Below are 262 nucleotides of genomic sequence, written 5' to 3' on the forward strand. Positions count from 1 at the left end.
GCCGCCGCGGGCAAGTTGCCGGTGTACATCAAGGACACGGCCAGCCAGGTGGTCGGCATCGAGGACGCGGCCGCCGCGTTGCTGCTCGCCGCCGACAAGGGTCGCAACGGCGAGCGCTACATCGTGTCCGAGCGATACCTATCGGCCCGCGAGCTCTACGAGACGGCCGCAGCGGCAGGCGGATCCGTGCCACCCCGGTTCGGCGTTCCGCTACCCGTCGCCTACGCGTTGGGGTGGGGTGGCGACGTCGCGGCACGCATTC

At 71.0% G+C, this 262-nt stretch carries 1 pseudogene; it reads left to right on the plus strand.

Going from position 1 to position 262, the window contains the following annotated elements:
* Window positions 1–262, plus strand: a pseudogene (locus tag KVT39_RS36990) (NAD-dependent dehydratase); the annotation flags it as partial.

Source organism: Burkholderia sp. GbtcB21, from assembly GCF_019091065.1.
GTDB classification, from domain to species: domain Bacteria; phylum Pseudomonadota; class Gammaproteobacteria; order Burkholderiales; family Burkholderiaceae; genus Burkholderia; species Burkholderia pyrrocinia_C.